General features: G+C 33.0%; 24 protein-coding genes. 5 read left to right on the forward strand and 19 right to left on the reverse strand.

All coding sequences use genetic code 11. The features are described 5' to 3' along the window. Positions 1-16: 16 nt before the first annotated feature. A complete protein-coding gene (locus HA152_RS01005) occupies positions 17-2,326 on the reverse strand; it encodes a RelA/SpoT family protein (protein ID WP_209132652.1) in 2,310 nt (769 codons plus the stop codon). Positions 2,327-2,380: 54 nt separating this feature from the next. On the opposite strand from HA152_RS01005, the gene HA152_RS01010 reads away from it, so the two are divergent. Next, positions 2,381-3,979 (forward strand): ABC transporter ATP-binding protein, encoded by a 1,599-nt coding sequence (locus tag HA152_RS01010; RefSeq protein ID WP_209132654.1) that lies wholly within the window; start codon positions 2,381-2,383, stop codon positions 3,977-3,979. On the opposite strand, the gene HA152_RS01015 is transcribed toward HA152_RS01010, so the two are convergent. Further along, positions 3,972-4,931, reverse strand: coding sequence for an RluA family pseudouridine synthase (locus HA152_RS01015; protein WP_209132656.1), 960 nt, complete (start codon positions 4,929-4,931; stop codon positions 3,972-3,974). The genes HA152_RS01010 and HA152_RS01015 overlap by 8 nt on opposite strands. After that, a complete protein-coding gene (ylqF, locus tag HA152_RS01020; protein ID WP_209132658.1) occupies positions 4,922-5,794 on the reverse strand; it encodes a ribosome biogenesis GTPase YlqF in 873 nt (290 codons plus the stop codon). Before ylqF ends, HA152_RS01015 begins: the two co-directional genes overlap by 10 nt. 212 nt (positions 5,795-6,006) lie before the next feature. Between ylqF and HA152_RS01025 the strand changes: the two genes are divergently transcribed. Further along, a complete protein-coding gene (locus HA152_RS01025) occupies positions 6,007-7,215 on the forward strand; it encodes a phosphoglycerate kinase (RefSeq protein ID WP_025906011.1) in 1,209 nt (402 codons plus the stop codon). Between the two features lies 1 nt (position 7,216). Here HA152_RS01025 and HA152_RS01030 read toward each other — a convergent pair whose 3' ends face one another. Next, positions 7,217-7,942 (reverse strand): hypothetical protein, encoded by a 726-nt coding sequence (locus HA152_RS01030; protein WP_209109501.1) that lies wholly within the window; start codon positions 7,940-7,942, stop codon positions 7,217-7,219. A gap of 41 nt (positions 7,943-7,983) precedes the next feature. Between HA152_RS01030 and murG the strand changes: the two genes are divergently transcribed. Next, positions 7,984-9,075: an undecaprenyldiphospho-muramoylpentapeptide beta-N-acetylglucosaminyltransferase gene (murG, locus tag HA152_RS01035; RefSeq protein WP_209132660.1), complete on the forward strand. Its 1,092-nt coding sequence runs from the start codon at positions 7,984-7,986 to the stop codon at positions 9,073-9,075. Here murG and HA152_RS01040 read toward each other — a convergent pair. The 10 genes from HA152_RS01040 to HA152_RS01085 all read right to left on the reverse strand — a co-directional run bounded on the left by HA152_RS01040 (position 9,054) and on the right by HA152_RS01085 (position 18,267). Further along, positions 9,054-10,139, reverse strand: coding sequence for a pyridoxal phosphate-dependent aminotransferase (locus HA152_RS01040; RefSeq protein ID WP_025975703.1), 1,086 nt, complete (start codon positions 10,137-10,139; stop codon positions 9,054-9,056). The genes murG and HA152_RS01040 overlap by 22 nt on opposite strands. Positions 10,140-10,184: 45 nt before the next feature. After that, a complete protein-coding gene (locus HA152_RS01045) occupies positions 10,185-11,354 on the reverse strand; it encodes a quinone-dependent dihydroorotate dehydrogenase (RefSeq protein ID WP_075448460.1) in 1,170 nt (389 codons plus the stop codon). Beyond that, positions 11,351-12,079 carry a ribonuclease HI gene (gene rnhA, locus HA152_RS01050; RefSeq protein WP_025922805.1) on the reverse strand — a complete coding sequence of 243 codons (729 nt, stop codon included), beginning with the start codon at positions 12,077-12,079 and terminating at the stop codon, positions 11,351-11,353. The genes HA152_RS01045 and rnhA overlap by 4 nt, the downstream gene beginning before the upstream one ends. A gap of 47 nt (positions 12,080-12,126) precedes the next feature. Next, on the reverse strand, positions 12,127-12,522 hold the full coding sequence (gene rplL / locus HA152_RS01055) for a 50S ribosomal protein L7/L12 (protein WP_011817694.1): 396 nt from the start codon (positions 12,520-12,522) through the stop codon (positions 12,127-12,129). A gap of 27 nt (positions 12,523-12,549) precedes the next feature. Continuing rightward, the gene (gene rplJ / locus HA152_RS01060; RefSeq protein ID WP_079323149.1) at positions 12,550-13,077 is read right to left on the reverse strand and encodes a 50S ribosomal protein L10; all 528 of its coding nucleotides are present in this window, start codon (positions 13,075-13,077) and stop codon (positions 12,550-12,552) included. 190 nt (positions 13,078-13,267) lie between these two features. Continuing rightward, on the reverse strand, positions 13,268-13,975 hold the full coding sequence (rplA, locus tag HA152_RS01065) for a 50S ribosomal protein L1 (RefSeq protein WP_011862247.1): 708 nt from the start codon (positions 13,973-13,975) through the stop codon (positions 13,268-13,270). A 66-nt stretch (positions 13,976-14,041) separates the two neighbouring features. Next, positions 14,042-14,467: a 50S ribosomal protein L11 gene (gene rplK / locus HA152_RS01070; protein WP_002805232.1), complete on the reverse strand. Its 426-nt coding sequence runs from the start codon at positions 14,465-14,467 to the stop codon at positions 14,042-14,044. Positions 14,468-14,534: 67 nt separating this feature from the next. Continuing rightward, a complete protein-coding gene (gene nusG / locus HA152_RS01075; protein ID WP_011817697.1) occupies positions 14,535-15,146 on the reverse strand; it encodes a transcription termination/antitermination protein NusG in 612 nt (203 codons plus the stop codon). 51 nt (positions 15,147-15,197) lie between these two features. Beyond that, positions 15,198-15,440, reverse strand: a complete 243-nt coding sequence (gene secE, locus HA152_RS01080; protein WP_011817698.1) for a preprotein translocase subunit SecE — start codon at positions 15,438-15,440, stop codon at positions 15,198-15,200. 61 nt (positions 15,441-15,501) lie between these two features. Then, positions 15,502-18,267 carry an ATP-dependent Clp protease ATP-binding subunit gene (locus HA152_RS01085; RefSeq protein ID WP_209132664.1) on the reverse strand — a complete coding sequence of 922 codons (2,766 nt, stop codon included), beginning with the start codon at positions 18,265-18,267 and terminating at the stop codon, positions 15,502-15,504. Positions 18,268-18,530: 263 nt separating this feature from the next. Here HA152_RS01085 and eno point away from each other — a divergent pair, with 263 nt between their 5' ends. Then, a complete protein-coding gene (gene eno / locus HA152_RS01090) occupies positions 18,531-19,823 on the forward strand; it encodes a phosphopyruvate hydratase (RefSeq protein ID WP_209132666.1) in 1,293 nt (430 codons plus the stop codon). Between the two features lie 5 nt (positions 19,824-19,828). On the opposite strand, the gene HA152_RS01095 is transcribed toward eno, so the two are convergent. Both HA152_RS01095 and HA152_RS01100 read right to left on the reverse strand, forming a co-directional pair. Continuing rightward, positions 19,829-21,496, reverse strand: coding sequence for an ABC1 kinase family protein (locus HA152_RS01095; protein WP_209132668.1), 1,668 nt, complete (start codon positions 21,494-21,496; stop codon positions 19,829-19,831). Continuing rightward, complete coding sequence (locus tag HA152_RS01100; RefSeq protein ID WP_209132670.1) at positions 21,493-21,810, reverse strand: hypothetical protein; 318 nt, start codon at positions 21,808-21,810, stop codon at positions 21,493-21,495. The genes HA152_RS01095 and HA152_RS01100 overlap by 4 nt, the downstream gene beginning before the upstream one ends. 253 nt (positions 21,811-22,063) lie before the next feature. On the opposite strand from HA152_RS01100, the gene HA152_RS01105 reads away from it, so the two are divergent. Next, the gene (locus tag HA152_RS01105) at positions 22,064-23,020 is read left to right on the forward strand and encodes an NAD(P)/FAD-dependent oxidoreductase (protein ID WP_209132672.1); all 957 of its coding nucleotides are present in this window, start codon (positions 22,064-22,066) and stop codon (positions 23,018-23,020) included. A 22-nt stretch (positions 23,021-23,042) separates the two neighbouring features. Here the strand turns inward: HA152_RS01105 and HA152_RS01110 are convergent, their stop codons facing one another. Genes HA152_RS01110 through HA152_RS01120 form a run of 3 tightly spaced genes read right to left on the reverse strand, consistent with a single transcriptional unit; the run spans position 23,043 to position 25,927 of the window. After that, positions 23,043-23,324, reverse strand: coding sequence for a P-II family nitrogen regulator (locus tag HA152_RS01110; RefSeq protein ID WP_002805886.1), 282 nt, complete (start codon positions 23,322-23,324; stop codon positions 23,043-23,045). A gap of 2 nt (positions 23,325-23,326) precedes the next feature. After that, positions 23,327-24,325 carry a sodium-dependent bicarbonate transport family permease gene (locus tag HA152_RS01115; RefSeq protein WP_209132674.1) on the reverse strand — a complete coding sequence of 333 codons (999 nt, stop codon included), beginning with the start codon at positions 24,323-24,325 and terminating at the stop codon, positions 23,327-23,329. A 6-nt stretch (positions 24,326-24,331) separates the two neighbouring features. Continuing rightward, positions 24,332-25,927: a SulP family inorganic anion transporter gene (locus tag HA152_RS01120; protein WP_348535697.1), complete on the reverse strand. Its 1,596-nt coding sequence runs from the start codon at positions 25,925-25,927 to the stop codon at positions 24,332-24,334. Between the last annotated feature and the right edge of the window lies 1 nt (position 25,928).

Here is a 25,928-nt window from a genome sequence, read left to right on the forward strand (position 1 = left end):
TGATCTGATTTTAAAATTAACTTTGTCCAATTCTGGCAATATCTAAAACATCTGCCATTGATTTAATTTGTTCAATTGTTTTGTGAAGTTGATTATAACTTTCAAGACCTACACAAAGATTTATAACAGCTGGTTTACCATAAGCAGTTTTAACATTGGCATCACTAACGTTTATACCTTTATCAGATAACCGCATAAGAATATCTTTAAGAACTCCAACTCGATCAATTACTTCTATTCGTAGCTGAATTGGAAACTTATTATCGCCAGTTTTATTATCTTGATTCCAACCGACAGGTAATCTTCTCTCTATTGGAATTGGTATTACATTTTCACAATCTTCCCTATGTATAGTTATCCCATGGTTGCCGAGCGACACAGTTCCGATAATATCCTCGCCTGGGAGTGGGGAACAGCATTTACCTATTCTGTAATCAAGACCTTCTATCCCGGAAATTGGTGATTTAGCTGCTGTATTAGATTGATTAGTGGATAAATTATTATTACTTTTAAGAGATTTTGCTATTTCAGAGTCAGAATCATTTTTTACATCTTCTGTCTGTAATTTTATTTCTTCTCTTAGTCTGTTTAATACTTGATGCAAAGTTAAACCACCAAAACCAAGAGATGCAAGAAGGTCTTCAGTAGTTTTTAAATTGCATCGATTTGCAACTTTTTTCATGGCTTCACTAGAAAGTAATGCTTCAAAACCGTTTCTACCTACTTCTTTTTCAAGTAAATCTCTACCTCTTTTAATCGTTTCATCACGATGGCTTTTCTTATACCATTGGCGAATTCTATTTTTAGCAGTTGGCGTAACTACAAAGTTCAGCCAATCCAAGCTTGGAGTAGCATTATTACTTGTCAAAATTTCTATGAAGTCACCATTTTGAAGTGCTGTAGATAATGGAGAAAGCTTTTCATTAATTCTTATTCCATTACAGTGATTTCCAACTTCAGAATGGATTCTGTAGGCGAAATCTATCGCGGTAGATCCTTTCCTTAAACCAACAACATCTCCTTTTGGAGTGATTACAAATACTTCTTCATCAAATAAATCTTCTTTAATTGAAGCTAAATAATCATTATGATCCCTTTCATTACCTTCTTGTTGCCATTCTACTAATTGTCTTAGCCAATTAAATCTCTCGGCATTACTTTTAGCAGGAGAACCACCCTCTTTATATTGCCAATGAGCGGCAATACCATATTCAGCAATTTGATGCATCGAAGTAGTTCTAATTTGAACTTCAATAGGTCGATGTCTTCCAATCACAGAAGTGTGTAAGGACTGATATCCATTGGGTTTTGGTAATCCTATATAGTCTTTAAATCTTCCTGGAATTGGTTTGAAAGTATCATGAACAACTGCTAAAGCTCGATAACAACTATCTGAATTGTCCACGATAATTCTTAGGGCAGCAACATCATAAATCTCGTGAAAATGCTTTTGTTGTCTTTCCATTTTGCTCCAGATGCCATAAAGATGTTTTGGCCTTCCTGTTATTTCAAAATTTTTCAAACCCGCTGAATTCAAGTTTTCCTTCATAAGATTCAAAGTTACTTTTAATCTTTTTTCTCTATCACTTCTTTTAACGGCGATTTGATCTTTAAGATCTAGATATTCTTTAGGCTCTAGGAATTTAAAAGCTAAATCTTCTAATTCCCATTTAAATCTGTTTATTCCTAGTCGATTAGCTAATGGTGCATAAATCTCTCTTGTTTCTCTCGCTATTCTTAGTTTTTTCTCATCATTTAGCCATTCAATTGTTCTCATGTTATGGAGTCGATCTGCAAGTTTAACTAAGACAACTCTGATATCGCTGGCCATAGCCAAAAACATTTTCCTAAGATTTTCAGCTTGTGCTTCAGTCCTGTTGTTAAAGTGAATGCCGCCTAATTTTGTTACACCCTCTACAAGTATTTTTACTTCTAATCCAAAATTTGTTTCTATTTCAGATAAATCAATGCCAGTATCTTCAACTACATCATGTAAAAGGCCTGCAGCAATAACAGATGAACTAGCACCTATTTCTTTAAGGAGATTTGCAACAGCAACCGGGTGGATAATGTATGGCTCGCCGCTCGCACGGAATTGTCCATCATGAGCTTTATAAGCAAGTTTAAAAGCCTTTACTATAAGGTTTTGATTCTCATCATTTTCTTTATTTGATTTTTCAAAATTATGAATATCTTTAAGAAGCCAATCGGGAATGTTTATTTGATAATTCAAAGATTCACTTTCATATTTTTTATTTTCAGGCAAAATAGTTTTGGAAACTTCAATTTCGTTTTTTTCTTTTGAATTTGCAGCTGCCTCGGACATTTTATATTGCTTTAGATGTATTTTATTTATGTCTAGAAAAATTTGCTATAAATCATGGAAAAAAATAAAGAAAAAATTATTGTAGTTAAAAATCTTACTGTTAAATATGGTCTAAAACAGCAACCTATTATCAAAAATTTTAATTTGGAAATAGATAGTGGAGATCATTTGGCCATAATAGGACCTTCTGGATGTGGAAAGACCACTTTTGCAAAAACATTAGTAAATATATTGCCTGCAAAGGCCACTTCTAAAGGGTATCTATCGATTTCTAATGTAGATCCTAGGAAAATAAACAACAAAGATGCACAATTATTTAGAAGAAAGAATTTTGGATTTATTTATCAAGACTCTATAAAAAAACTTAATCCGCTAATGAGAGTTGGGGATCATTTATATGAATTATTTAAAACACATGATCAAACTAAATCATCTTTAGCTATTAAAAAATTAGTAAGAGAAGTTTTTCAAAAAGTCGGAATTGAAGAAAGTAGACTTGATTCTTTCCCACATCAATTTAGCGGCGGAATGAGACAGAGAGTTTCTATAGCAATGGCACTTGCTTTGAAACCTAAATTATTAATAGCTGATGAACCTACAACAAGCTTAGATACCAAAACAAGTTTTGAAATTATGCAAGAAATAATTCATCTATGTAATGAATTTGATACAACTTTAATTTTGATTAGTCATGATATTAATCTTGCAGCAAAGTGGTGTAAAAAAGTTGCAATAATTGAAAAGGGATCGATTGTTGAAAAAGGGAATATATTAGATATTTTTCAATCACCAAAATCAGATATTGGGAAAAAGTTAGTAAATGCTTCAAAAATAGTATTAGAACCAAATACTAAAAATAATGCTCGAGATCAGGTCGTTCTAGAGGTAAATAACCTAAGACATTGGTATAAATTAAATTCTTCAATTTTCATTAATAAATGGAATAAGGCTTTAAATGAAGTTAGTTTCAAGTTATATGAGAATGAGACTCTTGGAATAGTTGGTTCTTCAGGGAGTGGTAAAAGTACATTATGTAGGGCTTTAATTGGACTTCTTAAAGTAAGAGGTGGTGAAATCAAAATTTATGATAAAAATCATGCATCGAAAAAAAATAAATCTTTTAAAAAGAACAATAAAGTGCAAATTATTTTTCAAGATCCTTTTTCAAGTTTGAACCCGAAAATGACAATTAAAAGTATTTTGGAAGATATATTTTTTATTCAAAAAATTTCAGATAAAAGAAAAATCGAAAAAGAAATAAAATTAATGTTTAGAAATTTGAATCTTCCCTTAAATAATGATTTTTTTAATTCGTATCCTAGCCAATTATCTGGTGGTCAATTGCAAAGAATTTCATTAGCCAGAGCGCTATTGTTGAAACCAAAAATTTTGATTTGTGATGAGAGCGTTAATATGTTGGATGCTTCAGTAAAAATAGAGATTCTTGAATTACTTAGAGTCTTGCAAGAAAAAATGAATTTAACGATTATCTTTATTACTCATGATTTGGGCATTGCTAAAAGATTTTGTGATAGGTTGCTAGTTATGAATCACGGAAAGATAGTTGATGAAGGAGAAAGTTCCACAATATTCACTAAAACTCAAAACACGTATACAAAATCGCTTCTAAATTCCTCTTTGAATCTTATTTAATTTTAAGAACACTTAGTAATTTTTGAAAATCTAATGGTAATTCTGATTCAAATATCATTTCTTTACCATTTATTGGATGTATAAGTCCAAGCTTAATGGCGTGTAAAGCTTGGCCATCTAATTTACATGGTAGTTTTTTACATCTTCCATATAACGGATCACCCACAATTGGATGATTAATGTGAGCGCAATGTACTCTTATTTGATGCGTTCGCCCCGTATCTAGTTTGAAACTCATTAATGAGTAATTGCCAAATCTTTCTTCTAATTTCCAATAGGTACAGGCATACCTTCCTGAAGTTTCTTCAACTACTTTATATTTCAATCTATTTAATTTATCTCTGCCAATGTTCCCCACTATTTGGCCTTCTTCAGAATTCGGTGCTCCATGAATTACTGCAATATATTCGCGTGATGCTATTTTTTCTTTAATTTGTTTCTGGAGATTTACTAATGCCTCTTGGCTTTTTGCAACAACCATACATCCGGAGGTATCTTTATCTAATCTGTGAACAATCCCAGGTCTTAGTTTCCCATTAATTCCAGGTAGATCTTTACAGTGAAAAAGTAATCCATTCACTAAAGTTCCAGATTTGTGTCCAGGGGCTGGATGAACAATTAGTCCTGATTGTTTATTAATTACTATGATGTGCTCGTCTTCAAAAAGGATATTTAAATCAATTTTTTCAGGTTTCAAATAAATAAGAGGTTCTGGAGGAGGCATCCATATTTGAATATTGTCGCCATTTTTTAATGGGGTCTTTGCTTTCGCAGTCTTATAGTTTACAAGTACTAAACCTGAATTTATAAAATGTTGAATTCTTGCTCTACTTTGTTCTGGCCTTTTACTTACCAACCATCTGTCTAGCCTCATAGGAAGAGGTAGCTCATAAATAATTTCTATAAGCTCACCTTCTCCAATGCCGAAAGAATTTTGATTATTTAATTCCATAGTGGGACTTCTAAAGCAATTTTACCCAGCATTTGATTTCTATAATCTTCCAATAACTTATGAGACATTCTCCTTTTATCGCCAGAGGTATGTTTTGAAGCTGCTTCGTCGATCCAAGCAGAAGGACTCTTAAAGCCTTTAGTAATATCAACTCCATATCTATTAGATATTTGTTTAACTGAGATATTCGCATTCTTATCTTTGTTGAGAGTGGATATAATTTTGATAAATCCAATTGCGACACTCTCTATTTCATAAGCAGCTTCTCCAATATCGTCACACAGTGCAAGATTAAGTGCTGATTTTTGATCTTCTAAATTTGGAGGTATAACACCAGGAGCATCTAGCAGATCTATACCACTTTCTAATTTTATCCATCTTAAATTACGAGTCACGCCTGCTTTCCTAGCGCTATCTACAACTCTTTTTTTTGCGATTCTATTAATTAATGCCGACTTTCCTACGTTTGGAAAACCAAGTGTAAGGGCTCTAATTGGCCTAATTCGCATTCCTCTAGAGAGTCTTCTATCGTCGATTGACGACCTAGAATCTTTGGCTGACTTACAAATTTCTTTAATCCCTGTTCCTCTTTTAGCATCACACCAAAGAGGATATTGATCTTTAGAATTAAACCATTTATTCCAACTATTGATTGTATTCGGGGAGATCATATCTGATCTGTTAATGACAAGAATATGTTTTTTATTATTTATCCATTTATTTAAGTGTGGATGTCCTGTTGACAAAGGAATTCGTGCATCTCTCACTTCGATAACTAAATCTACTTTATTGATAACTTCAGATAATTTCTTTTCTGCTTTTGCGATATGGCCTGGGTACCATTGGATTTTGGGTATGTCCACTTCAATAAATCAAATAAAATTTTGTATTCCTTTTAGTTTTTATAAGTTTCAAAAGTATTTACTTCTAAATTTTAGTATAAATTTAATAACTAAAAATTTTTATAATCGTTAATTCTTAAAATTTATTAAGGCATAGGTAACAGTAACTACTTTTTAACCCAATAAGCCCAAATTAACGTTAGGGTCTTGAGATTATAAATATAGCTTGTTTAATGTCAAAATTATCTCTTTCCAGTCTTGATAAGACACATTTAGAAGGAAAAAAAGTTCTTGTAAGAGTAGATTTTAATGTTCCATTAAATGAAGATGGTCAAATAACCGACGATACGCGTATTCGTGCAGCGATCCCAACTATTGAATATCTTATTAATCATTCTGCAAAAGTCATTTTAGCTGCTCATTTTGGTAGACCGAAGGGTCAGGTAAATGAAAAAATGAGATTAACTCCAGTAGCAGTAAGATTAAGTGAATTGTTGGGGCAAAATGTTGCTCTTACTAACAGTTGTATTGGTGATGAAGCAGTTGCACAATCAAATAGCTTATCTAATGGAGATGTTCTTTTACTTGAGAATGTTCGTTTTTTTGGTGAAGAGGAAAAGAACGACCTGGAGTTTGCTGAAAAATTAGCATCACATGCAGATATGTATGTAAATGATGCTTTCGGTGCTGCTCATAGAGCGCATGCTTCAACTCAGGGTGTTACAAATTATTTAAGTCCCTCAGTAGCTGGATTCCTTTTAGAAAAAGAATTGAAATACCTACAAGGAGCAGTAGATTCCCCAAATCGTCCATTGGCAGCAATAGTTGGAGGGTCAAAGGTTAGTAGTAAAATAGGAGTACTTGATTCTTTACTAGATAAGTGTGACAAAATCATGATTGGTGGAGGTATGATATTCACTTTTTATAAAGCTAGAGGTTTAGATGTCGGAAAGAGCCTTGTAGAAGAAGATAAACTCGAGCTTGCTAAAGATTTAGAAGCAAAAGCAAAAGCAAAAGGAGTAGAGTTATTATTACCCACCGATGTTGTTTTGGCTGATGAATTTTCTCCTGACGCCAATAGTAAAATATCTCAAATTGATGCAATTAGTGGGAATTGGATGGGTCTAGATATTGGTCCAGATTCCATTAAAGTTTTTCAGAATGCTCTTGCAGAATGTAAGACAATTATTTGGAATGGTCCAATGGGAGTTTTTGAATTTGATAAATTTGCAGATGGTACAAATGCAATAGCTACGACTCTTGCGGACTTAAGTGCTTTTTCTGAAGTTTGTACAATAATTGGTGGTGGAGATTCAGTTGCAGCAGTTGAAAAAGCAGGATTAGCTGAGAAAATGTCTCATATATCTACCGGAGGTGGGGCTAGTTTGGAACTTTTAGAAGGTAAAACTTTACCAGGTGTGGCTGCGCTAAACGACGCTTAGGCTATATCTCATCAACAATATCAATGCTCTTTGTGAAAGTAATCATTCCCTCAGGATGAGCTATGATTCCTGACCAAATTTGCATCCCTGGTTTTGAAGGGGCTCTTGTAATTTTAAAAATCCCTCCAGACGCCAATGGTTCCAATAACATTTCTTGTTCAAACAATGAATTAACTTGATGAGGTTTTATAGCTCCAGCAATAATCACTTCTTCAAGAGGCTTATTTAGAATTATATCGATATCGTATTTTGAACCAGTAAGAACTCTATCAGGAATTTTAAAACTAATATCTATTTTTTTATTATCGTTTCTTATTGTGGTGAATAAATTTTTGATAATCCCTTCACTTATTTTTCCATTCACGATTGAAAATAAATAATCAAATTTGGATTCGAGTATATATATTTCTCCGTTAACTATTTTTTCCCCAGAAACTTTTATTCGCAAAATATCTTCATCTGGAATATTAGATTTTAATCTTTTGATCTTCCATTTGCTGTTAGGGAAATCATTAATAATCTTTGAAAATTGTTTTGGAATATTTTGGTTTTCATCATTTCTAAAATTTTTTTTAATAAACTCTAAGTCTCGCTTATTTAATGAGGTTTCTAAATTTCTTATAAAATCAACTTTTAAAGTTTGCGTTATTGCTGAATAGGGGAGAATGAGATAAATAAATAAGTAGAGAGGGAATCCTATATTTCTGAATAAGTTTAAATTCAACATATTTATTATTTATTATTTTCATTCTACTAATTTAAGTTTTTATGTCTAAAAAAAATAATTTATTAGTTGCAGCTAGTGGAACAGGAGGCCATATTTTTCCAGCTTTAGCAGTTTCTAAAGAGGTGGAGGATGAGTGGAATATTCATTGGTTGGGTATTCAGCAAAGACTTGATGCGCATTTGATTCCCCAAAAATATAATTTGAAGACTTTGAATTTAAAGACACCAAGAAAAAATATTTTTTTGTTTTATCAATATATAAAAATTTTAATGTCAACTTTCCAAATAATTAGGATCTTAAAAGAAAAAAAAATTAACTTGGTTTTTACGACTGGAGGTTATATATCTGCCCCTACTATTGTTGCTTCAAAACTTCTAAAGATACCTATCATTATTCATGAATCAAATGTAGTTCCAGGAATGGTCACGAAATATTTTGGTTTTTTATGTAACTATGTTCTTTTAGGATTTAAAGAAACAAATTCTTATTTAAAAAATTGTAAAACTATTTTCACTGGAACACCTTTAAGAGAGCAATTCTATAAATTTAATTTTTTGCCAGAATGGGTTCCAAAAGGAAATGGACCTCTTTTGTTTGTTTTGGGAGGTAGTCAAGGATCAAAAGCTATAAATCAAATTCTTTATGAATCTCTAGAGTTTTTAATAAAAAAACAATTTCGGATAGTTCATATTGTTGGCGAATCTAATCTAAAACCTTTTCATGTAAAAAACTCCAAAAATTATATTCAAAAGAAATTTACTAATGAAATAGCAGCTTTAATTCAAAACTGTGATCTTGTAATATCGAGATCTGGTGCAGGAACAATCAATGAATTAATGGAGGCTGAAAAACCTTCAATTTTAATTCCATATCCATATTCTAAAAATAATCATCAGGAGAAAAATGCCATGATTCTTGCTGCAAGTGGAGGCTCAGTTTTAATCAATCAGAATAATATGTCTAAAGAAGTTTTTGAAGAAACTCTAGAAAGAATTTTTAAAATAAAATCAAAAAAGGGAAAAAAACATTATGAAATTTTAGATCTCATGAAGAAGAATATGGAAAATAATAATAAAATTAAATCTAAAAATGAGATTAAAAAGTATATTGATTATTTTTTAAAGGAATTCTGAATTTCTTCACATAAAAGAGTGTTATTTTTTCTATTCTGTAGACTTATTCTTGCCCACTTTTCGTCAAGGAATCTAAATGAAGTGCATTCTCTAAGCAATATTCCCTTATTTTCTAAGTATTTTATATTTGGCGACAAGGATGTTTCACTTTCTATTAAAAAAAAGTTGGTTGAAGAGTTATGAATTTTAAGGTTCTCTATTTTTAATAATTTTTCAAATACTCTCTTTTTTTCAATATTTATCCAGCTGTGAATCTGTTTTGTCCACTGTTCATAGAATTTCTTATTACTTAGTAGATCAATCCCGGCTTTAATAGAAAATGAATTTAAAGGCCAAGGATCTCTATTTATTTCCCATTGTTTAAGTTTTTTCGATGAGCCAATAACGTAACCTAATCTAAGCCCTGGAATATTGAAGATTTTGGTCAAGCTTCTCAAGACTAATAAATTATCAAATCTTTTGGTTAATGGTATTAAAGATTCTTTGTCTCCATTAGGTGTTATGGATAAAAAAGCTTCATCGCAGATAACTAATTTATATTTTTTCACAACTTCCTCCAATGAATTCTTTTCCCATAATTGGCCGGTAGGGTTATGTGGATTTGTTATCCAAATAACATCACCTTTTGGATGAAGCGGAAATGATTGAGGAAAAATATCACTCCAGTTTTTTGGTAATTCGCAATGTATAAAATTGCTATTCCAACAATTTAAAGATCTTTCATAATCAACAAATGATGGAGAAGGAATACAACTTATTCCGAATTTGGATGCTTCATAACCTGCCCAGGTTATTAATTCAGAAGCTCCATTCCCAGGCAATATATTCTCTGGGTTTATCCCATGAAATTTGCCGATTATTTCTTTCAGATCACTCAAGTTTCTTTCTGGGTAATATCTAAAGCCAAGATTCTTAATTTCCGCATTTATTGAATCTATTAGTATTTGAGGGGGATCAAAGGGTACTAATGATGCACTTGCATCAATGATTTCGGATGGTAATAAATTTAATTTTTTCGCAATTGCATATACATTTCCACCGTGCTTCAAGTTTGATCCTTGCATGGCTAACTTTGAGTAATCATGAGGTTCATTATTCATGCTCTAATTTTATTCAACCCATTTTAAATCTGATCCAATTGCATCTTTTATACTAGATAATTGATGGTTATTGAGTTGCTTTATAATTCCCTCAAGTATATCTGGTACTAATTGTGGACCCTTATATATCCATCCTGTGTAAAGTTGAATTAATGATGCTCCAGAACAAATTCTTTCCCAAGCTGACTCAGGACTATCTATTCCACCAACCCCAATTAAAATAATCTTTTTATCAATATTATGTATATGTTTTATTATTTGATTTGCTTTTTTTTGGAGAGGCCTCCCACTTAATCCTCCATTCTCTTGAGAGAGTAATAATCCAGTTTGCCTGATCTTTCTATTTTCAAGACCTAATCTATCAATGCTGGTGTTTGTAGCAATTATTCCATCGATGTTTTCCTCGATTATTAATTGGCAAATATCTTCAATATCTTTAAGGCCTAAATCTGGCGCAATTTTTACAAATAATGGTGGACAATTAGGTAAGTTTTTAATTTCTCTAAGAAGTTCTTTTAGAAGAATTGGATCTTGTAATTTTCTTAGTCCTTCAGTATTTGGAGAACTAACGTTTATTGCTGCGTAATCACAATATGGAATTAATAATTTTAGAGAAGTTAAATAATCATCTTTTGCTTGAGATAAACCTGTAATTTTTGACTTACCGAAATTTATCCCTAAACAAATATTCTCCCTGTTTTTTTTAAACTCAATACCTTGTTCGACAAAGTTTTTAACTAGATTTTCAGCACCATTATTATTGAAACCCATTCTATTTAATGCTGCTTCTTCTTCTGCCAATCTAAATAACCTTGGTTTGGGATTTCCATTCTGAGCAAATTTAGTTACTGTACCAAGCTCAGCAAATCCAAAACCAAAATCTTTCCATATATTTGCGGCATTTCCATTTTTGTCAAAACCCGCAGCTAAACCAATTGGATTACAAAAATTTATTCCACATATGTTCTGAGTTAACCTTTTATCAACTACAGAAAATTCTTCATTTAGATTTTTTAAGATAGAAGATACTATAGGCCAATTATATTTTCTTGAACTGAATGATAGGAGACTAAGAGATAAATTTGTTAAGTATTCTGCATCAATTCCAGAGTCTTTTTTTAATACAGGGGTAATCAAGTTTTTATAAAGATTTTTAAATCCCCCCTTCTTATCATTCATAAAAAATTAGGCTTCTTTTTTTCTATTATCCAATATTTTTTATCTTTAGGAATCAATCTCCAATTACGCCATTCAAAAAGTGAATATTGTTTTATCTTTAAGTGGTTTTCATCACCTAATAAGGTTTCTAGTTCAGGTGAACTTAACAGGTACTTTTTTTCTGCAAATTTTTGAATTAATTCATTGCGGGAAAATAATTCCTGAATTTCTACAGGTGCATTTTTTTCAAAAAAATCAACTGAGGATTCTATTTTTTTTAAGTTACTTTCTAAAGATATACCTTTGCTGTAATTAGTTGCAATTTTATCAACCCTATCATTTTGTTTATCCCCGCTATGACCTTTAACATATTCCATTATTAGGCCATTAATTCTTAATTGATCAATTTTTTGCCATAGATCAAGATTTTGAACTGGTTTCCCTGAACTTGTTTTCCATCCATTCTTCTTCCAATTAATAATCCATTTTGTATAACCCTCTATTACATATTTACTATCAGTTCTTAGTTTAAAGTTCTCTTTTAATTTGTAGGTTTTTAATTTCTCAAGAGTTTTTATAGCCGCAGTGAGTTCCATTCTATTATTAGTAGTATTTTGCTCGGAACCACCTATTTCTAATTCGCTGTTATCTTCAAAAATTATTAAACCGCCCCAACCACCTGGGCCTGGATTACCACTGCAGGCTCCATCGGTTGCGGCTTCAATCGCAATACTATCACTATTCATAATTTTTGAAGCCGATATTAAGGTTATCGGCTTGAAAAAATGTACTCTTATTTAAGTGTAACTTTACCGCCAGCTTCTTCAATCTCTTTCTTTAAAGATTCAGCATCTGCCTTGGCAATTCCTTCTTTTACTGTTTTTGGTGCAGATTCAACAAGTGCTTTTGCATCGCCAAGACCTAGACCAGTTGCATTTCTTACAACCTTAAGTACTTTGATTTTTGCAGCTGCATCAAAGCTTTCGAGAACTACATCAAATTCAGTTTTTTCTTCAGCAGCGCCACCATCTGCGTCACCGCCAGCTGCTCCTGGAGCTGCCATAACTACACCTGCAGAAGCTGCAGCAGATACACCAAAAGCCTCTTCAATTTGCTTTACAAGCTCTGATGCTTCTAAAAGTGATAGAGATTTTAATGATTCAAGAATTTCTTCAGTTTTTGCGGACATTTTCTTAAAGTTAATTAGGTTTTGAATTTAGGATTCTGATTTTTCAGAATGTTGTTGAAGTGATCTAGCAAGTCCAGAAGGTACTTCATTAATAGAGATCGCAATTTTTGTTGCAACGCCATTAAGAGCGCCAGCAATTTTTGCCATCAATACTTCTTTAGATGGAAGACTTGCAATTTCTTTTATTTCAGAATCGCTTAGAAGTCTGCCTTCAAATAAAGCTCCTTTGGTTTCGGATTTTTTGGTGTCTTTTTGAAAAGATTGGATAGCTTTTACAGCACCACCAACATCTTCTTTGATTAAGACAAAAGCATTTGTTCCGGTCAGTAAAGATTCAAGATCGTTCCAATTACTATCTCCATCAATAGCTTTACGCATTAATGAATTTTTAGTAACTTTGCAAATGCCGTTAGTTGTTTGCAATCTAGATCGCAAATCTGACATCTCTTTGATAGTTAAACCTTTATAGTCAAGAACTACAGCCATTTCCGAGTCGTTTAATAGAGATTTAATCTCAGTAACGATTTGTTGCTTATTCTCTAGTGTTCGGCCCATTGATGTTTTTTGGATCGTAATTTAGGGAGAGCAGGAAATGCGGCAAAGTCCTTTTAAAGAGGCCGCTTTTATTAGATCCAAAAAGAAATAATTTAAGACGAGTCCTCGGTAGGAATTAAAAATTTAGAATAACTAAATTAACCTACTTTCTTTGGCCGTATTATTGCACTTTAAATTATACTACAAAGCGTTAACCTTCAGGTTGGTAATCTTGTACAGCATTTATGTCAACTTGAACCGAAGGCCCCATTGTTGAAGTTACATAAAAAGTTTTCCAATACTTTCCCTTAGCTCCACTTGGTTTATTTTTATCAATTGATTCTTGTAAGGTTTTTAAGTTATCAAATAGAGCCTCTTTTGTGAAACTTGCTTTTCCAAAGCGGACATGAACGATTCCAGCCTTATCTGCTCTAAATTCGAGCTTACCAGCTTTGAATTCTTTTATTGCATTAGCAATGTCATTAGTTACTGTACCAGCTTTAGGATTAGGCATTAAACCTCTAGGTCCTAAAACTCTTCCTAATTTTGCAACCTTTGGCATCATATCTGGAGTTGCAATAAGTAGATCAAACTCCATATTTCCTTTATTGATGCTTTCCACTAGGTCTTCTTCTCCAAATAAATCTGCACCAGCAGCCTTAGCTTTCGATACATTCTCACCACTTGTAATTACTGCAATTTTGATGCTTTGGCCAGTACCATGTGGCAATGCAACAGTAGTCCTTAATTGTTGATCAGTATATTTTGGATCAATGCCTAAACGTATATGTGCTTCAATAGTTTCATCAAATTTTGCATTAGCATTTTCCTTGATAATACTAAGAGCTTCAAGTGGTGCGTAAATGCGATCTTCTATCTTTGTTGATAGAGCCGCCATTCTTTTGGATAGTTTTTTCATAATAATGTTGGGTGCAAACGGTTATTAACTAACCTCCCCTAAATAGTGAGAAATTTTGTACTGAACTCAATCAGTGATAGAGACGCCCATATTACGAGCAGTACCCTCAATTACTTTCATTGCTGATTCAACACTAGAACAGTTTAGATCAGGAAGCTTAGTTTTGGCTATTTCTTCTAATTGAGCTTTACTTATATTCCCAACAGAGCCTTTTGCGGATTCACCTGATCCTTTTTCTATACCAGCTGCTTTTGTTATTAAAACGGAAGCAGGAGGCGTTTTTGTGATAAAAGTAAAGCTTCTATCTTCAAAAACAGAAATCTCGACTGGAATTACAAAACCTGCTTTATCTTGTGTCCTTGCGTTGTATTCTTTGCAAAATGCCATGATATTGACACCATGTTGTCCTAAAGCTGGGCCTACAGGAGGAGCAGGATTTGCTTTGCCTGCTTGTAGAGCAAGCTTGATAACTGCAACAATTTTTTTTGCCATTAGATTAGAAAATTTAAGCTGAAGTAGAAAATCATAATTTTACTCGATAAACAAGAACAATTAGAAATTAATTTTGTTTATTGATTTGGGAGAATTCTAATTCTACAGGAGTCTCGCGCCCAAATATTGAAAGTAATGCTTTTAATTTATTTCTTTCTCCGGAAACTTCTATAACTTCTCCCTGGAAATCCTTGAATGGACCGCTAGTTACAATGATTCTATCTTTTTCTTCAATATCTAACTTGATTACAGCTTTTTTCTCTGATGCGCGCTTAAAGATTCTATTAACTTCTTGTCTTGATAATGGTCTAGGTTTGATATGACCTCGCGATCTTCCGCTGCCTCTACCGTCTTCAGCACCGACAAAGTTAATTACATTTGGAGTACTTTTAACAGCCATCATTGTATCTTCATCCAAAATCATTCTTACGAGTACATAACCTGGGAAAACTTTTTCTTCAGTAGTTTGTCTGCTTCCATCTTTTTTTAATTTAATTCCTGGAGTTTGGGGAATTTCAATTTCAATGATTCTATTATTAACACCTAAAGTTACTGATCTCTGCTCAAGAGTCGCTTTTACTTTTTTTTCACAGCTTGATGCTACTTGAACTGCATACCATCTTGCGATGCTTGTATTTGCTTTTGAAGAAGCAAGGTTTGTAGTTAATTCATTACTCATTTTTCTGGAAGCTTAATTAAGATCTTTATAAATGGATATTCGGGAGATAATTCAACCAAAAATTTGCGAGGCTGCCCACCCATAGAATCTGCTAACAGAAGCAATGGCTGCAGCAGAAAAAGATACCATAATTATAACTGCTACTGATTCGCTAAAAAGTTGTTGTTTGTTAGGCCACACGACAAGTTTAAGCTCATCGTAGGTAGATCTAAAAAAATTATTCTTTTTTTTAGGCTCTTCAACTTCAGGAGAATCCTTTTTAAGAGGTTCTTTATTAGTAGTAGGACTTGTCACAAAATTTGTTTGGAATTAAGCATTATGCTTTAGTTTTTATTTTAGCTTATTGATTTACTCCTCAGCTAGGTTTGAAAACGATCTCATCTTTTTTAGCAGGATTAAGTTTAATTGTTATATTTTTTTTATTTTTGAAGTTATCCTCTAAAAGTTTTGCAGCCAAGGGATTTTCTATTTGTCTTCTAAGTTCCCTGCTAAGTGGCCTAGCACCATATTCAGGTTCGTAAGAATCGTTTGCAATTTTGTCGATAACTTTTTTGTCTATAGCGATATTTATTTTCTGCTCAAGTAGCAGGTTCTTTAAATCTTCTGTTTGTAGAATGATTATTTTTTGAAGTTCATCAATAGATAATGGATCAAACTTTACTACTTCGTCAATTCTATTTAAAAATTCAGGTCTAAAAATTGAAGACAATGCATTACTAATTGAATCATCTAGAATTTGTTGATCTTTTTCTAACTTTCCCTCACTTTTAGAAATCTTTTGCGAATACTCCAGTATAGATTTACCAGCTAGGTTACTTGTCATAATGATTACCGTATTTTTGAAATCTACGGTCCTTCCTTGGGAGTCCGTTAATCTTCCTTCATCTAAGACTTGCAAAAGGATATTAAATACTTCTGCATGTGCTTTTTCTATCTCATCAAGAAGTATTACTGAATAGGGTTTACGTCTTACAGCTTCAGTTAATTGACCTCCCTCTTCATAACCAACATAACCTGGGGGAGCTCCTAAAAGTCTTGCTACGGCATTTTTCTCCATATATTCACTCATGTCTAATCTTAAAAGTGCGTCTTCTTCATCAAATAAAGCTGTTGCAAGAGATTTTGCTAATTCTGTTTTACCAACACCAGTAGGACCCATAAATAAAAAAGATCCAATAGGTCTTTTGGGACTTTTCATGCCAACTCGAGCTCTTCTAATTGCAGCAGAAACAGCTTCTATAGCTTTTTCTTGTCCAATAACTTTTTCACTTAGTTCTTTTCCTAGATTGACTAATTTTTTACGTTCATTTGAAACTACTTTAGAAATTGGAATTCCTGTGATTTTTGATATAACATCTGCAATATCATCAGGTTCAACTTGATATTTAAAAGGGAAATTTCTATTTTTCTTTATTTTATTAAAGTTCTCTTCAACTTTTTGTATGTCATTCACTATTTCACTTAACTCTTCTTCAAGCTTTTCTAAATAATCTAGATCATTTTCAATTTCTCGATTTGATTTATCTTTAATTTGTTTGGTTATCTTATCTTCTTCTTTCATTAAAATAGATAATTCCTCCATTTCTTCACGTAAATTGTTCCAATTTTCCAAAAGAACGTTCAATTTTGCCTCTGATTGTTGTCTATTATTCAATAGTTTTTCTTGAGCTTCGACATTTTCTCCTTGCAAATTATTCAATTTTTCATCAATAGTATTAAGTTTGTTTTCTTGTTGGAGAATGATTTGTGGCATATTATTAGACTCGATTTTCAACTGTGCAGCTGCTTCATCAATTAAATCTATTGCACTATCAGGGAGACATTTATCGCTGATGTATCTATCGGCCAATTTTGCAGAATAGTTTACAGCCTCTTCAGAAATTTTTATGCCATGATGTAATTCATATTTCTTTTTGATTCCTTGTAATATTTTTACGCTTAATTCTACTGAAGGTTCATTAACAGCTATCTTTTGAAAGCAATTATTTAATGCCTGATCTTTTTCAATAGTTTCACGAAATTTCTCAGGTGTTGTTGTACCGATACATCTAAGTTCTCCTTCAGCTAATAAAGGTTTTAAGATATTACTGATGTCGGTAGAAGATCTGTCAGAACTTAATATTGAGTGAATTTCATCAATAAAAAGAATCATTCCTTGGTTTGGATTATTTAGTTCCTGCATTATTAAGCTTAGTCTTTCCTCTAGTTGACCTCTAAATTTGGTCCCAGAAACTAATGCACCTAAGTCAAGTGAAATAATTTTTAAGTCCCTTAAAGTATCAGGAACTTTTTTGTCTACAATTAATTGCGCAAGTAATTTTGCAATTGAGGTTTTACCAACTCCAGGATTGCCAATAAGTATAGGGTTATTTTTGTTTCTTCTGCAGAGTACCCTCATTAAATTATTGAGCTCATTTTCTCTTCCTAAAACAGGATCCAATAAGCCTTTTTTAGCTGATCCTGTTAAATCTTTTCCATAAATTGAAAGAACAGTTTCATCTTTTCCAACTTGTTTTTTGGTTTCAATTTGAAGTTCACTTTTCGGTAATGGAACAATAGCTTTTTTAAATTTTTCTTCTTTTACAAGAGTCTCTTCAGTCTCGTTGTTTGATTCGAAATTAGATTGATTATTTATTTCAATCACATTCCCATAATTAAAAGAATCTTTTGATTTATTAATATTTGGGTAAAACTTTAATTCTTCCTCTAATTTTTCCATGGAAAGGTTTCCTTCTTCAAAAACATAATTTCCAATTCTTAAATCTCTTCCAAGAGCAATTAGTAAATGAGGGATTTCTATTAATCTCGATCCCCATTGAGTTTTAATCTGATTCGCGTTATCTAATAAAATTTCTAAATCTTCTCCGATAGTAAAAATATCTGACTCATTTGTTGGTGTCTCTTCTAAAAAATCTTCTGTTATGTCTAAAACTGTATCTTGGTCGATTGATAATTTTTCAATGAAGGCAAAGAATTCACTTGATGAGAACAATGTATGAATTATGTGTTCAATATTAAATTCGCTATGATCCCATTTTTTTGCGGTTTCTTCCCCTAATAAAAGAAGATTCCAACTAATATCGCTAAATAGTTCAGGACTGGATGTAAGTGTTTCTCTCATAAACTATAAAAACTATAGTTGATTATTAATTAATATTCTAAATAGGAACTGCATTAATAATCATCCAATAATTTTCAAATTGTAAGATGAATTTGAAAATTATTTAGATGAGAGGATTTGAGGGGACTTTAGAATCAAAAAAAACGTTAAATAGTATCTAAGCCCTTATAAAATTAAAAAATTATAGTTGGTTAACAAATATATTTCAGATATTAGCCAAATAGTTCAGCTATTAATAGGATTTAAATAGTAATAATTAAATTGTGAAAGAAACTATTGATTTTCTTATTGATACTGTTGAAGCAAGGCAAGTCCTTGATTCAAGAGGTAATCCAACTGTAGAGGCAGAAGTATTTTTGGAATGTGGTGCAAGTGGTAGAGCAATTGTTCCCAGCGGAGCTAGCACTGGTGCTCATGAGGCACATGAATTAAGAGATGGTGGTTCGAAATATATGGGAAAAGGCGTTTTGAATGCCGTTAATAAAATTCATGAAACCATATCGCCGGCTTTATGTGGTTTGTCATCTTTAGATCAAACTGCAGTAGATAAATTAATGATTGAAATTGATGGAACTCCTAATAAGTCTAACCTTGGAGCAAATTCAATCCTTGCAGTAAGTCTTGCCACTGCTAGAGCATCAGCAAATGCTTTAGAAATTCCCCTATATAGATATCTTGGAGATCCATTATCCAATCTTCTTCCAGTCCCATTGATGAATGTAATAAATGGTGGTGCACATGCACCAAATAGTCTTGATTTTCAGGAATTTATGCTTGTTCCACATGGAGTTAATAATTTCAGTGAATCATTAAGAATGGGTACTGAAATTTTTCACTCATTAAAATCATTACTTGATCAAAAAGGTCTATCTACCGCTGTAGGCGATGAGGGTGGATTTGCTCCGAATTTGTCATCAAGCGAAGAAGCAGGGGACTTATTATTAGAAGCAATTCAAAAAGCAGGATTTAAGCCTGGTGAGCAGGTATCTTTAGCTTTAGATGCCGCTAGTACTGAATTTTATAGTGATGGTATTTATAAATATGAAGGTAAAAGTTTAAATAGTTCTGAAATGATTTCATATCTTTCAAGATTAGTTTCCAATTATCCAATAGTTTCAATAGAAGATGGTTTAGCAGAGGATGATTGGGAGGGTTGGTCAGAATTAAACAAAGAATTAGGAAATAAAGTTCAGCTTGTAGGTGATGATTTATTCGTTACTAATACAGAAAGATTAAGGAAAGGGATTATGGAAAATTCTGCCAATTCAATCCTAATAAAGGTAAATCAAATTGGAACATTAACTGAAACTTTGGAGGCTATTGAATTAGCTAAAATTTCTGGTTTCACAAGTGTTATTAGTCATAGAAGTGGTGAGACTGAAGATACAACAATTGCTGATTTATCTGTCGCAACAAGATCGGGTCAGATCAAGACCGGCTCTTTGAGTAGAAGTGAAAGGATTGCAAAATACAATAGGCTTTTAAAAATTGAGGAGGAATTAGGAAATCAAGCAAGATTCGCTGGAGCTTTAGGTTTAGGTCCCAAAAATATATAGTTTTTTTAGCCTTTAAGTTTTTCTAAACGTGAGCCTTTTCTCATACTTAATTGGCATTTTATCCAATCAATACTTATTGGGAGTGCAAAAAAAAGTGGCAACAATGCAAAATTATTTTGTTTATTGGTTACAAGTAAAGCAGATGCAATTGATAAGCTTCCTATAAGAATTGAATGGCCTAAAGTTTTTTGAGCAGTAAACATTTTTTTGAATTGCCTATCAGACTCTCCCATTCTTATTTGTAATTGTAAATCGCCCTGCTCTAATCTTTCTAAACTTTCATCTATTCTTTTGGGAATACCAACAGCTTTCGATCCTAGTTCACCCACTTGCCTTCCAAATTGGTTAATTAAATCGTTAGGAGTTTGATTATTTGAAGTCATAAGTTCTATTAAATAAGGCTTGGTAACTGATACAAGGTTAAACCCTGGATCAAGCATTCTACCAACTCCTTCAAAAGTTGATAAAGCTCTCATCACAAAGATTAAATCTACTGGCAGTTGAAATGGTGTTTCATAGACAAGTTCGTATAAATCTCCAGATAATTTTTCAATAATATTTGGACTAAATGGTGGAGTTAAGGCTTCTTTAAGCATCACTCTGACTAATCTTCTGACTGGTCCTACATCAATATCTTTTGAAATTAGCCCAGCCTGTTGTAATTCACTAACAAGTGATGAAGCGTCTCTTAAAGCAGCAGCCTTAACCATCCCCCCTAATCTTGTTTGAAGATTATTTGAGATATTGCCCATCATTCCAAAATCATAAAAAATCAATTTACCTTCATTTGAAACTGCTAGATTCCCTGGATGAGGGTCTGCATGAAAAAAACCGTAATTTACTAATTGTTTTAAATAACTGATAGCCCCTATTTCTGCAATTTTAGGTAAATCAATTTCTTGTGATTTTAATTTTTCTAAATCGCTTATTTTTGTTCCTTCCAGAAAACTTAAGCAAAGCACTTTTTCACTGCTCATATCCCAAATTACTTCAGGAACTTCAACATTTTTATCATCAAGAAATTGCTGTCTAAATCTTGCTGCATATTGTGCTTCACAATTAAAATCAAGCTCCTTCATGAGAACTTTCCTACACTCTTTGGCAATCTCAACCCAGTTTCTACCTCGGCTCCAATTCTTATTTTTCTGCAACAATCCCGCTATTTGCTGCATTATGCCCAAATCAATAACAAATAATTCTTTTAAATTTGGTCTTTGCACTTTAAATACTACATTCGTACCATCTTTTAATGTTGCCCTATGAACCTGAGCTAATGATGCTGATCCAACCGGATCACTTATTATTTGATCTATATCATTAAACTTAGACCCTAGTTCTCTTCTTATAGTTTCTTCAACTTGCGCAAATGAAAATTTAGGAACTTGATCCTGCAATTTAGACAATTCCTGTATCCAGGTATTAGGAATTAAATCAGGTCTCGCTGATAATAATTGTCCAATTTTAATAAATGCTGATCCAAGCTTTATTAATTGATTAGTAAACCACCTTGCTCTTTTAATTTGGACCTTACTTTTTTCATTGCTCTTAGTTTGGAAAATTGTAAATCTAATATTATCTATCCACAAATTTATTAAAAGCGAAATCAGAGTTACCCAAATAAGAAAGGCCCTCTTAAATTTTTTTAAACGATAATGAAGAATGTGATAACTCATATAATTTGATTATTTATATTTTTATTAAAGTGATCAATTTGCTTATTGATATCTTCAATTTGATTTAAAGCTATTGTTATTTTGGGATCTTGATAAGTATTTGTGGACTCATTTTCTTGAATATTTTCAGCTTTCTCCATTCTTGAGGCTTCTTCGATTATGGATTCTTTCAAACTATCAAATTCTTTTTTGAGAATTTCTGGAGCATCCTGAGCAATATTTGTTGCTTCTTCAATTTTTTCAACCAATATCTCGTTTAATTTTTCGGTTACTTTCTTAATAGCAGCTTTTAAAAGGTAGTCAGAGTTGGTCATGAAAATATAATGTTTCTACGGCAATTGATTTTTCGATATGACTTAATAATAGATCAATACAGAACATTTCACGTAAGTGATCATTTTGATAGTTAATTGTTTATGTTTTTCCTATGTAAGTTTGTTTCTATATTATGCTTTTTTCTTTTTTTTCTTTTAACTTATATCTATATACAAGGTTAGGTATTCACATTAAAGATATCTTCTAACCAAAAGCTCATCTAATTAACTACTAAAAAGGAGTTTTTAAAAATTGGAAATCATTGAGTCAGATGTAGTTATTATCGGAGGAGGTCCCGCCGGATGTACTTGCGCACTTTATACATCGCGGTCAAACTTAAAGACAGTAATTCTAGATAAAAATCCATCTGTTGGCGCCTTAGCAATAACTCATCAAATTGCTAATTATCCAGGTGTTCCGATTGATATAAGTGGGGAGAAATTACTTACTCTAATGAGAGAACAGGCTGTGGAATACGGCACAGACTATAGAAGAGCACAAGTGTTTGGAATAGATGCTAGTGGAGAATGGAAAATGGTTTATACACCCGAAGGCACCTTCAAGGCTAAAGCACTTGTTCTTGCAAGTGGAGCTATGGGTAGGCCTGCTTCATTTAAGGGGGAAGCTGATTTTCTTGGCAAAGGAGTAAGTTATTGTGCTACATGTGATGGAGCTTTTTATAAAAATAGAGAAGTTGCCGTAGTTGGAGTGAACAAGGAGGCAATTGAAGAGGCAACTGTTCTTACTAAATTTGCTTCTACTGTACATTGGATTACATCAAGTGATCCTAAATCAGATAATGAAGAAGCTATGGAATTGATGGATAATTCAAATATAAAACATTGGAGTAGAACAAGATTATTGGAAATATTGGGTGATGATATGGGTGTGAATGGAGTTGTTGTAAAAAATAAGCAAGAAGAAAATCCTATTAATTTAAATTTAGATGGAGTGTTTGTTTACATGAGTGGTTCAAAGCCAATTACTGATTTTTTAGGGGATCAAATTGCTTTAAAAGAGGACGGAGGAGTTATTGTGGATGACTTTATGTCCACAAACTCTGATGGAGTTTGGGCAATTGGAGATATAAGAAATACACCATTTAAGCAAGCGGTTGTTGCAGCTTCTGATGGATGTATTGCTGCAATGTCAATTGATAGATACTTAAATAGTCGAAAAAATATAAGAGTAGATTGGATTCATTCTTAAAAATAAATATTGCTTCTTTAATTTAGAGGGGTGTTGCTTCAGAAATATAAGCAACTCCTCCGTAATAGCTTAAATCGTCCCTGATATTATCTCTCATTTTATCTATTAATTCTTGCTCACAAAAAACAATTACATGAGCATTTGCACCTAATCCTGTAAATTCCATATCTTCAGTAACAACTCTTTCAGGTCCTCTGCCTGTGGCGTGTTTCATAACTGTATATCCAGGAACATTAGCTTTTTCTAATGTTTTAATGATTGCATCTAGTTCTCTTTCACTAAATATCAAGTCTAATCTTTTCATTTTTATAAAGGGGACAATGGGATAATGGTATTTACTAAACTCATATATATTGGAATGCCAAGAACTATATTGAATGGGAAAGTTAGACCTAGTGTAGTTGAAATATAATAACTAGATTTAGCTTCTGGAACTGTCATCCTCATCGCTGCAGGAACTGCTAAATAAGAGGCGCTTGCACATAAAACCACAAATAAAAGTGCATTGCCAGGCCCTAAAGATAAAAATCTTGCAACAAAAACACCAATAAATGCGTTAAACAAAGGCATAAAAATGGCAAAGCCAATCAAGAACGAACCCGCATTCTTCAGTCTCGGCAATCTTTGAGCAGCGACTATTCCCATATCTAATAAGAAGAAGCATTCTGCTCCATAGAATAATTGTCCAGTAAAAGGCTCCATTTTTGCAATTCCCGAGGGATTACTGGAAGCAGTGAGAAACCCTACAATTAGGCTTGAGAGCAATAAATAAACTGATCCATTCAAAAGTGATTCGTGTAATATTGCGCTTAGATGCATTTTTCTTGATTTTGGTCTATTTTTGGGAGCTGCAAATTTCACAAGTAATAATCCAACAATTATTGCGGGAGATTCCATTAAAGCTAATGCGCCAACCATAAACCCATCAAAAGCTATTTTTTGACTCTCCAAAAAACTTTCTGCGGAAATAAATGTAACAGCACTAATTGAACCGTATGCTGCTGCTATTGCGGCTGAATTAAAGACATCAAACTTAAGTCTTAAAATTAAAAATCCAATCAGCGGGATTATAAGTGACATCAGTATTGCAGCACTTAAAGTAGGCAATACCTGGTCTGTAAAACCACTTTTCTGTATCTCTATACCTCCTTTGAACCCAATAGCTAGTAGCAGATATAAGGAGAAGAGTTTAGGTAATGGAGCTGGTATTTCTAAATCAGATTTAAAGAGTACTGATATTGCTCCAATCAAAAAGAAAAGAACTGGCGGGGCTAATACATTTTGCAGAATTGGATTTATTTCCATAAATTACTAGGCTATTTCATTTAGAGCAGTTTCTAAAGCTTCTTTTCTTGTTTCAATAATGCCTTCAACTCCAAACTTAGCTAATCTGTCTTTTACTTTTTCATTAGCACCAGCAACAAATGCTTTTCTGGAATTATTTTTTGCTTCTTGCATCATATCCTCTATTGCAAGAGTCGCTGTAACTCCAAGTCGTGGTACATCAGTGATATCTAATATCAAAACTTTGTAGTTTCTTACAAGCATCATTCTCTCAGATATGCCTTTAGCTGCTCCAAAACTAAGTGGTCCTTTAAGTCTAAATAGCATTACCTCACCCGAACATCTATCTAGAAGTGCTTTTTCATCAGCAGGCAAAGCATTTTTTCCTTGATCATCTTCTGATAAAGGATTATCCTCATCCATGCCTTCTAGTTGAGTTTCGGTTATTGAATCAATAGTGAGCATGTTTGCTATGAATACACCGACTAAAACTGCCCAAATTAAATCCCAAAAAACAGTCATTAAAAGTACGCCGTACATTACTACTGATGTTTTTAAAGATAATTTGTGAGCTCTCCTCAAGAATCCCCAATCAATAATATCTAGGCCTACTTTTATAAGAATTCCTGCTAACAATGCAGTTGGTATTTGCTCAGCTAAAGGTCCTGCACCAACTAAAACTATCAACAATACAACCGAGTGAACCATACCCGAAATTGGAGTTGATCCTCCAGATTTAACATTTATAACTGTTCTCATGGTTGCTCCAGCTCCAGGTAAGCCTGAAAACAGACCTGCAACAGCATTTCCTATTCCTTGACCAATAAGTTCTCTATCAGAATTATGTTTTGTTTGAGAAATATTGTCTGCTACTAGAGATGTCAGTAAGGAGTCAATTGCGCCAAGTACTGCTAGGACTAATCCTGCTTTGAAAATAATTGGGAAATATTGATTAAAACTTGGGAAATTTAAAGATGGAACTCCCCTTGGGATTTCTCCAATTCTATCAATAGCGCCATCTCCAAAAATTAATATTGATATTGGGGTAACTATCAATAGGGCCAAGAGAGGAGAAGGAACCCACTGACTTATTTTTCTAGGAGTAAGAAATACTATACCTAGTGTCATTATTGCCACTCCAATAGCAGCACCATTGGGCTCGAAATTTGAAAATACAGTAGATAAAGATTCGACTACTCCACCTCGAGTGCTAATTCCAAGTAATGGTCCAATCTGAAGCGCAATGATTATTACACCAATACCAGACATAAATCCTGAAACAACAGAATATGGAACTAAAGTAATATATTTACCAAGTTTTAAAATCCCGAATAATATTTGCAGTAAGCCGCCAATTACTACCGCTGCCATAACTAAAGGTAAAATTTGTCCTGCAGAAAGATCTCTTGGAACCCCTACTGCTGCTAAGCCTGCCACTACACCTGCAACAGTTACACTCATGGGACCAGTTGGTCCACTAACTTGAGCAGGTGTTCCGCCGAATAATGCTGCTAAAAAACCAACTACTACTGCTCCGTATAGTCCATAAATTGCTCCGCCAGGTCCTAACGCAGCATTACCAAAAGCAAGAGCGAGAGGTAAAGCCACTACTGCGGCTGTGATG

The organism is Prochlorococcus marinus XMU1412, from assembly GCF_017696315.1.
In the GTDB taxonomy this organism is placed as follows: domain Bacteria; phylum Cyanobacteriota; class Cyanobacteriia; order PCC-6307; family Cyanobiaceae; genus Prochlorococcus_A; species Prochlorococcus_A marinus_AF.